The sequence below is a fragment of the Citrobacter sp. JUb117 genome, from assembly GCF_024809055.1.
Lineage (GTDB): Bacteria > Pseudomonadota > Gammaproteobacteria > Enterobacterales > Enterobacteriaceae > Citrobacter > Citrobacter gillenii.
In genome coordinates this window covers 546,433-555,145 of record NZ_JANUFB010000003.1, presented here as the reverse complement: position 1 = coordinate 555,145, position 8,713 = coordinate 546,433, and the positions used below count along the sequence as shown (strand labels likewise).

6 protein-coding genes, 1 tRNA gene and 2 rRNA genes are annotated in these 8,713 nt (G+C 50.0%); 3 read left to right on the top strand and 6 right to left on the bottom strand.

The genetic code is table 11. The features are described from left to right. The 3 genes from rrf (M2374_RS10020) to rrf (M2374_RS10010) all read left to right on the top strand — a co-directional run. Positions 1 to 88 (top strand): 5S ribosomal RNA (gene rrf, locus M2374_RS10020); the annotation flags it as partial. Between the two features lie 14 nt (positions 89 to 102). Further along, positions 103 to 178: transfer RNA gene (locus M2374_RS10015), tRNA-Thr, on the top strand. 38 nt (positions 179 to 216) lie between these two features. Then, positions 217 to 332, top strand: a 5S ribosomal RNA gene (rrf, locus tag M2374_RS10010). Between the two features lie 160 nt (positions 333 to 492). Here the strand turns inward: rrf (M2374_RS10010) and M2374_RS10005 are convergent. From M2374_RS10005 to M2374_RS09980, 6 genes are all read right to left on the bottom strand, one after another. Continuing rightward, entirely contained in the window at positions 493 to 1,251 is a 759-nt protein-coding gene (locus tag M2374_RS10005; RefSeq protein ID WP_096755448.1) for an amino acid ABC transporter ATP-binding protein, read from the bottom strand. Between the two features lie 7 nt (positions 1,252 to 1,258). Continuing rightward, positions 1,259 to 2,362, bottom strand: a complete 1,104-nt coding sequence (locus M2374_RS10000; RefSeq protein WP_096755449.1) for an amino acid ABC transporter permease — start codon at positions 2,360 to 2,362, stop codon at positions 1,259 to 1,261. Between the two features lie 9 nt (positions 2,363 to 2,371). After that, positions 2,372 to 3,553, bottom strand: a complete 1,182-nt coding sequence (locus tag M2374_RS09995) for an amino acid ABC transporter permease (protein ID WP_115257346.1) — start codon at positions 3,551 to 3,553, stop codon at positions 2,372 to 2,374. Positions 3,554 to 3,622: 69 nt separating this feature from the next. Further along, a complete protein-coding gene (locus M2374_RS09990; protein ID WP_096755451.1) occupies positions 3,623 to 4,648 on the bottom strand; it encodes an amino acid ABC transporter substrate-binding protein in 1,026 nt (341 codons plus the stop codon). 458 nt (positions 4,649 to 5,106) lie between these two features. Then, on the bottom strand, positions 5,107 to 5,328 hold the full coding sequence (locus M2374_RS09985; protein ID WP_096755452.1) for a lipoprotein: 222 nt from the start codon (positions 5,326 to 5,328) through the stop codon (positions 5,107 to 5,109). Positions 5,329 to 5,598: 270 nt separating this feature from the next. Then, a complete protein-coding gene (locus tag M2374_RS09980) occupies positions 5,599 to 8,712 on the bottom strand; it encodes an efflux RND transporter permease subunit (protein ID WP_117342760.1) in 3,114 nt (1,037 codons plus the stop codon). Position 8,713: the final 1 nt, after the last annotated feature.

Here is an 8,713-nt window from a genome sequence, read left to right as displayed (position 1 = left end):
CTGACCCCATGCCGAACTCAGAAGTGAAACGCCGTAGCGCCGATGGTAGTGTGGGGTCTCCCCATGCGAGAGTAGGGAACTGCCAGGCATCAAATTTAGTGTGCTGATATGGCTCAGTTGGTAGAGCGCACCCTTGGTAAGGGTGAGGTCCCCAGTTCGACTCTGGGTATCAGCACCAGTTTTTAGGTTAATGTTCGGCACGTAGAAAAGAATTTGTCTGGCGGCTGTAGCGCGGTGGTCCCACCTGACTCCATGCCGAACTCAGAAGTGAAACGCCGTAGCGCCGATGGTAGTGTGGGGTCTCCCCATGCGAGAGTAGGGAACTGCCAGACATCAAATAAGTGAAAAGGCCATCCGAAAGGATGGCCTTTTTGCGTTATGTGTACTCAGAAAAGGCCAGATGACGGTGTCAACGCCCTATCCGACCTTTAGGATTGGTACCATTATTGGTCTGATAAATGTAGTGCCGTTATATGCAAGTGGATGATAATATTAATGTATTACCTGCGATAAAAACGCTCGCGTACGTTCAGAACGTGGATTGGCAAAAAACTCATCCGGGGGTGCCTGTTCCACTATTTCACCTAGATCCATAAAAATCACTCTGTCGGCTACCGTGCGTGCAAAGCCCATTTCATGGGTGACACACAACATCGTCATTCCTGATTGCGCCAGGCCAATCATAGTATCCAGTACTTCTTTCACCATTTCAGGATCCAGCGCCGAGGTGGGTTCGTCAAACAACATAATTTTGGGTTTCATACACAGCGAGCGCGCAATAGCCACACGCTGCTGCTGTCCTCCGGAGATTTGTCCCGGGAATTTATGCGCATGTTCCGCAATACGAACCCGTTCAAGATAGTGCATGGCCAGAACCTCAGCCTCTTTCTTTGGCATCTTGTGGACCCAAATAGGGGCCAATGTGCAGTTTTGCAAGACCGTCAAATGCGGAAAGAGATTAAAGTGCTGAAAGACCATACCGACTTCTTGCCTGACACGCTCAATATTGCGGATGTCTTCGTTGAGTTCAATCCCATCCACCACAATGCGTCCTTGCTGATGCTCTTCCAGATGATTAATACAGCGGATGGTTGTCGATTTACCAGAGCCAGAAGGCCCACATAATACGATGCGCTCCCCCTGTTTTACCTTCAGGTTAATATTCTTAAGAACATGAAACTGCCCATACCACTTGTTGACGTTTTCCAGCGTAATCATCGCGTCGGTAGACGGCATTAATAATTGGCTCATAAATTCCTCAGTGCGGTGTACGCCCGGTGTTAAAACGTTTTTCCAGATGCTGGCTGTAACGAGACATGCTGAAACAGAAAATCCAGTAAATCAGTGCGGCAAAAACGTAGCCTTCTGTCGACATCCCCAGCCAGGCGGGATCGACGGTTGCTTGTTGTACGCTACTAAAAAGATCAAACAGACCTATGATGATGACCAGGCTGGTATCTTTGAACAGCGCGATAATCGTGTTGACCAGGCCGGGAATAACCAACTTAAGCGCTTGGGGAAGAATAACCAGTCCCTGCGTCTTCCAGTATCCTAGTGCCAGTGACTCGGCGGCTTCATACTGCCCCTTTGGTAAGGCTTGTAATCCTCCGCGCACCACCTCCGCGACATAGGCAGACTGGAAAAGGATCACCCCAACCAGCGCGCGAATTAGTTTGTCGATGCTGGTACCTTCCGACATAAACAATGGCAGCATCACTGAGGACATAAACAGCACGGTGATCAACGGTACTCCACGCCAGAACTCAATGAAAATAACGGATAAAATCCGCACGACGGGCATATGAGAACGACGACCTAATGCCAGTAAAATTCCCCATGGAAGTGCACCGGCAATACCGACGGAGGCGATAATCAAGGTTAGCGTTAATCCTCCCCACTGCCGGGTTTCGACACGTTCGAGACCGAAAAAACCACCGTACATCAGCCACCAGACCACAATGGGGTAAACCACTGCCCAGACGGCGATATAGCGACCACGGTGGGACATGGCTTTCCAGAACATCGGGGCGATAGAAAGCAGACCGATAACCAGGGCCAGATTTACTCGCCAACGTTGATCGTGTGGATAGAGTCCATACATAAATTGGCCAAAGCGTTCATGGATGAACACCCAGCAGGCTCCTGCTTTCGTACAATCTGCCCGGGTAGATCCTACCCAGTTCGCCTGTAGAAATGCCCAGTTCAATAGAGGGGGAATAAACGCCCACATTAACCACACGCACAACAGCGTGAGCAGGCTATTTGACCAACTAGAGAACAGGTTCTTGCGTACCCACAAAATAACGCGTCCTGCGTGATTACTGTTCTGGCGCGTGGGGTGAGACAGCAGTGCTTTTGTCATCATGGCTCCTTAGCGCTCAATCAGTGCGATCCGACGGTTATAAATATTCATCAACAGAGAAATGCTCAGGCTGATGATCAGATACACCGACATGGTAATGGCAATGGTTTCAATGGCCTGTCCTGTTTGGTTAAGTACGGTCCCAGCAAACAGTGAAACCATATCCGGGTAGCCGATGGCTGCAGCCAGGGAGGAGTTTTTTACGATATTCAGGTACTGGCTGGTCAGCGGGGGAATGATGACGCGCAGCGCCTGCGGGATAATAACCTGGCGAAGGGTTACCGGATTTGGCAGCCCCAGTGAGCGTGCTGCCTCGTGCTGACCATAAGGCACGGCCTGAATACCTGCGCGAATAATTTCTGCAATAAATGCGGAGGTATACACCGAAAGTGCCAGCGTCAGCGCAGCCAGTTCTGGTATAAGCACCATGCCGCCACGGAAGTTAAAGCCGCGTAGTTCAGGCACATCCCAGTGTAGCGCTGCGCCAAAAATCCACTGTGAAAGCATCGGTAAAAAAGCGAACAGCGCCAGGGCCGTAGGCCAGGTCCGTCGTAACTGACCTGTTTTAGTCTGATGCATTTTATTAAAGCGAAATAACCCAATGGAGATGATGGCAGCAATCAGGGCGGCAGCGCAAAAGGCAACAAGACCCTCTGCCATTTGTGGTGCCGGAATATAGAGCCCGCGGTTGCTCAGGAATGCGATATCCAATGCGTTAACAGCCTGGCGTGGGCCAGGTAAATTACGTAACACAGCAAAATACCAGAAGAAGATTTGCAGCAGCGGGGGAATATTGCGGAACGTTTCGATATAAATCGTTGAGAGCTTGCGCAGTAACCAGTTATCCGACAACCGCGCCAGTCCGAGAAAAAAACCGAGAAATGACGCGAAAACAATGCACAGCGCGGAGACTAACAGTGTATTAAGCAGACCGACCAGAAAGACGCGGCCATAGGTATCGCCCTGCTCGTAATCAATCAGATGCTGAACAATGCCAAATCCGGCACTGCGATCGAGAAAAGAAAACCCCGAGGTAATACCGCGGCTGCTCAGGTTATTAATCGTGTTATGAATGAGGTAGACCGCAATGCTGACGACCGCAATGACGGCGAGTATTTGAAATAACCAGGCGCGGACCGCAGGGTTAGAAAAGGAGAATGATCCTTTTACGCTTGAGCGGCGATGGGGCATAAGAAAACCTCGGTAACTGTGACTCTGGGCTGAGCGCCGCAGCTGCGGCGCCCGTTACATCGCTACGGATTAACGCACCGGCGGTGCGTATTGGATGCCGCCGTTATTCCAGAGGTTGTTCTGTCCGCGTTTGATCTTCAGCGGGCTTTCCGATCCCACGTTACGTTCAAAGATCTCCGCGTAATTTCCTACCTGCTTAATAATATGGTAAGCCCATTTGTTATCGAGCTTCAGATCTTTGCCGTAGTCACCTTCTTTGCCTAGCAGGTGAGCCATATCCGGTGTTGCCGGGTTAGCTGCTTTTTCATCAACGTTTTTCGAGTTAACACCCATCTCTTCAGCGTTCAGCATAGCGAACAGGGTCCAGCGAACAATGGAAAACCACTCGTCATCTCCACGGCGGACGACAGGTCCCAGCGGCTCTTTGGAGATAACTTCAGGCAGGACGATCCATTCTGCAGGATTGCTTAGCTTGATTCGCAGGGCATACAGCTGAGACTGGTCGGAGGCAAGCGTATCGCAGCGACCAGATTCCAGTGCCTTGGCGGATTCGTCCGATCGGTCAAAGGTGACGGGGGTGTACTTCATGTTGTTGGCCTTAAAGTAATCGGCCACGTTCAGTTCGGTATCTGTACCTGCCTGAATACACACCGTTGCGCCATCCAGTTCTTTAGCGCTCTTCAGACCAGCTTTATTGTGGGTGAGAAAACCAATGCCATCGTAATACGTTACACCAGTAAAGGACATGCCCATACCAGCATCACGAGAAGAGGTCCAGGTGGTGTTACGTGAGAGAAGATCGACTTCGCCGGACTGTAACGCTGTGAAGCGTTCTTTGGCGGTGAGTGGGGTATATTTTACTTTTGTATCATCACCGAATACGGCAGAGGCAACACCGCGGCAAACATCGACATCAATACCCGAAAATTTACCGTTCGCATCGGCGTAAGAAAAACCAGGCAAACCATCACTGATACCACATTGTACAAATCCTTTTTTCTTTACGGCATCAAGCGTTGCGCCGGCATGTGCCTGATTTGCGATCGCAAGCATCACGCCGGCCGCAGCCAGGCTGGCTATTATCATCTTTTTCATAGAGCATCCTGTGTGGAGGAATTATTGTTATGGAGACGTTTTGAAAACGTCTTTTACCTGTCTGTGGCTTTGGCCATACTCTTCTAAGCAAAGGTAGTGCCAGTTTTTTGCGACCGAATATTCGACGCAATATGCAGAGTGTAGACAGGAAAAAATAAATGCAGCGCCCTGAAGTGGTGCAAAATTGAAACGTAAGCCACATTTCGGCGCAAAAAATTTAAAATTCAGACAGGACGCAGGATAACGATTTCGGGCGGTAATATTGATGACGTGAGAATAACGATAGGAGGACATGTTGTTACGAAAAATACAAAAAATGCTAATTTCACATCGCGGATATGTGAGTGGAATCTATAATAATCTTATTCTATGATTGATGTCTTACACCAACCTTTTGTCTTATATGATAATTATCATTCTGATTAAAAGCGCGGCAGGTACCGCGCTTTTAAGAGGATTCATTTGGTTAGGGCAACGATCCCAAGTGTTAGGCCGGCAATGGCAGCTGCACCACCGGCGATTGCACCTGCTGTTTCCCAGTTATCCTGTGTGGTGCCTTTCATACAGGTATTGGTATGAACCAGGCGGCCCTGATCGTCATAGACAGGTACGCAAGGAGAATCGTGTGCACAGCCTGCCAGTAATGCTGTCAGCAATGCAACGGAAATTAATCTTTTCATGGTGTTACCTCTAAAATAAACGTTTCGCTAATAAAGCAAAGACAAACGCAAAGCCATCTGCGAAATCGAAAGCTATTTTACCACCTCTTAAAAAAAGACTGACATGAGGAATAATCTCAATTCGTGTGGTTTGTAAACATAATGAATAAAGCAGATAGCAATAAATGCTTTTTTTCTGAGGGGTGGGAAAAAATAAATGGCTATCTTATTAATAAATAAAGATCTCAATATCCGGTAAAAAGGCGTCCGTAGACGCCTTTATTTTACAAATTAATCATTGTGTCGACTAAAACGTCGTCTAACGACAACAAAGAAGACAGGAACGAAGAAGATAGCGAGCAATGTGGCGGTGAGCATTCCCCCCATCACACCGGTACCAACCGCATTTTGTGCGCCACTACCTGCGCCGCGACTGATTACCAACGGCATAACCCCCAGAATAAAGGCCAGCGAAGTCATCAGGATTGGGCGAAGACGCATGCGGGAGGCTTCCAGCGTCGCTTCAATCAAGCCTTTACCCTCTTTATCCATCAGGTCTTTGGCAAATTCCACAATCAGTATGGCGTTTTTGGCAGAGAGACCGATGGTGGTAAGCAGGCCGACCTGGAAGTACACATCGTTATTCATTCCGCGCAGCGACGCGGCCAGTAGTGCACCCACAACACCCAGTGGAACCACGAGCATGACGGAGAAGGGAATCGACCAACTCTCATACAATGCGGCAAGGCAAAGGAAGACAACGATTAACGAGATGGCATACAATGCAGGTGCCTGGTTACCTGACAGGCGTTCCTGGTAAGACATACCGGTCCAGTCATGACCGATACCGGTTGGCAGTTTTTCTGCCAGGCTTTCCATCATCGCCATGGCTTCGCCGGTACTTCTACCCGGTGCGGCTTCTCCCAGTAGCTCCATTGATGGCATACCGTTGTAACGTTCCAGCCGTGGTGAACCATAGACCCATTGAGAAGAGCTAAATGTTGAGAATGGCACCATTTCGCCATTGGCGCTGCGGACATAGAGATTATTGATGTCTTCCGGCAACATACGGAATTTTGCATCAGCCTGGACGTACACTTTTTTCACGCGGCCGCGGTCAATGAAGTCATTGACGTAGTAGCCGCCCAGTGCAGCGGAAATGGTTTCGTTAATATCAGATAGCGAAACACCCAGCGCCTGCGCTTTTTCCTGATCGACATCCAGCTTGAACTGTGCGGTATCTTCCAGGCCATTAGGGCGTACACGAACCAGCAGGTCCGGGTGTTGGGCGACCATCCCCATCAACTGATTACGTGCCTGGGTTAACGCCGTGTGTCCCAGTCCTCCCTGGTCAATCAGCTCAAAGTCAAAGCCAGTTGCCGTGCCCAATTCAACAATGGCGGGCATGTTGAAGGGGAATACCAGGCCATCACGAATCTGGCTAAAGGCGCGGGTCGCACGGGCAATAATCGATTCAACGTTATTTTCCGTTCCGCTACGCTCTTCCCAGGGCTTGAGGCTGACAAACGCCATCCCTGAGTTTTGCCCTTGTCCGCTGAAGCTAAAGCCGTTAACCGTAAAGACGCTTTCAACGTTGGCTTTCTCCGTGTTCAGGTAGTAGTGGGTGACCTGATCCAGCACCTTTTGGGTACGTTCTTGTGTTGCGCCAGCCGGAAGTTGAATCATGGTCAAGAATACACCCTGATCTTCTTCCGGCAGGAAGGAGGTGGGTAGGCGCATAAACAGCACCGCCATTCCCACAACGATGATCAGATAGACGACCAGATAACGTCCAGTTTTACGAATAATGCCACTGACGCTATTGGTATAGTGGTTGACGCTGTGATCGAATTTGGCATTAAACCAGCCGAAGAAGCCGCTCTTTTTCTCGTGGTGCTCTGCTGACACCGGTTTGAGCAATGTGGCACAGAGCGCAGGGGTCAAAATCAATGCGACCAGTACCGAAAGTGCCATGGCAGAAACGATGGTGATTGAGAACTGGCGGTAAATTGCCCCGGTGGAACCACCAAAGAAGGCCATCGGGATAAACACCGCAGACAGCACCATGGCGATACCCACCAACGCCCCCTGAATCTGCGACATGGATTTCTCCGTCGCCTCTTTGGGGGGGAGATTTTCTTCTATCATCACGCGTTCAACGTTCTCGACCACCACTATCGCATCATCGACCAACAGGCCGATGGCGAGTACCATCCCGAACATCGTCAGGGTGTTTATCGAGTAGCCAAACGCTGCCAGTACGGCAAAGGTACCCAGTAATACGACGGGCACGGCGATGGTTGGAATGAGCGTGGCGCGGATGTTTTGCAGAAACAGGTACATCACGAGGAACACCAACACGATCGCTTCGAACAGTGTTTTCACTACCTCATGAATAGAGATGGTGACGAACGGCGTGGTGTCATATGGGTAAACAACCTTCATTCCCTGCGGGAAGAACGGTTGCAGTTCGACCAGTTTAGCTTTAATTGCGTTGGCGGTATCCAGCGCGTTAGCACCGGTAGCCAGCTTGATACCAAGGCCGGATGCCGGTTTACCGTTAATACGGGCAACGACGTTGTAGTTTTCTCCACCTAACTCAATGCGCGCCACATCCTTCAAGTGAACAACAGAGCCATCACTGTTCACGCGTAATGTCACTTTGCCGAACTCTTGAGGATCTTTCAGGCGTGTTTGCGCAATTATCGAAGCGTTAAGCTGCTGATTAGGTAATGCAGGTGTCCCGCCTAACTGGCCTGCGGCTATCTGATCGTTTTGCACCTTCAACTGGTTAATGACATCAACCGGTGTGAGCTGGTATTTGTTCAATAAATTCGCATCCAGCCAGATACGCATGGCGTACTGTGCACCAAACAGTTGCACGTCGCCCACGCCGTTTAAACGACTGATGGAGTCTTTAATGTTTGAGGCGACATAGTCCGAGATGTCATCTTGCGTGGTCTGTGGATTGTCAGAAACAAAGCCCGCGACCATCAAAAAGCTGCTGCTTGATTTCTCAACGCCGATACCCTGCTGCTGGACTTCCTGTGGCAGTAATGGGGTCGCGAGCTGCAGTTTGTTTTGTACCTGTACCTGAGCAATATCAGGATCGGTGCCGGACTGGAACGTCAGCGTGATAGTCACGCTGCCAGCTGAGTCGCTGGTGGATGACATATACATCAGGTTATCGATACCGTTCATGTTTTGTTCGATAACCTGTGTGACCGTGTCCTGCACGGTTTGCGCATCCGCACCTGGGTAGGTTGCGGAAATCGCAACGGCAGGAGGGGCAATAGTAGGATACTGCGCCACGGGCAGCTGCATGATTGCCAGCGCACCCGCCATCATCAAAATGATGGCCAGTACCCAGGCAAAGATAGGACGCCTAATAAAAAAGTTTGCCATG